Source organism: Vibrio sp. 10N.286.51.B11 (genome assembly GCF_041469245.1).
GTDB lineage: Bacteria > Pseudomonadota > Gammaproteobacteria > Enterobacterales > Vibrionaceae > Vibrio > Vibrio crassostreae_C.
The window spans coordinates 1-259 of the sequence record NZ_JBFRKI010000066.1; the positions used below are offsets into that span (position 1 = coordinate 1).

At 40.9% G+C, this 259-nt stretch carries 1 rRNA gene; it reads right to left on the reverse strand.

Going from position 1 to position 259, the window contains the following annotated elements:
• Positions 1-129: 129 nt before the first annotated feature.
• Positions 130-259: ribosomal RNA gene (locus AB4154_RS22215) — 23S ribosomal RNA — on the reverse strand; the annotation flags it as partial.

The following is a 259-nucleotide window of genomic DNA, read 5'->3' on the forward strand; positions in this document are numbered from 1 at the left end:
CTTTTACTTTCAGCTTTTTTAAAAACTGAAGGCAAAATAATCTGGAAAACTGTATTTAAAAGTCTATCTCTTCAAACTCATTCAAGCGTTTGGTATTTCTTTGAGTCCACAAAACCCCTTGGGTGTTGTATGGTTAAGCCTCACGGGCAATTAGTACAGGTTAGCTCAATGCCTCGCAGCACTTACACACCCTGCCTATCAACGTCGTAGTCTACGACAACCCTTTAGGACACTTATAGTGCCAGGGAAAACTCATCTC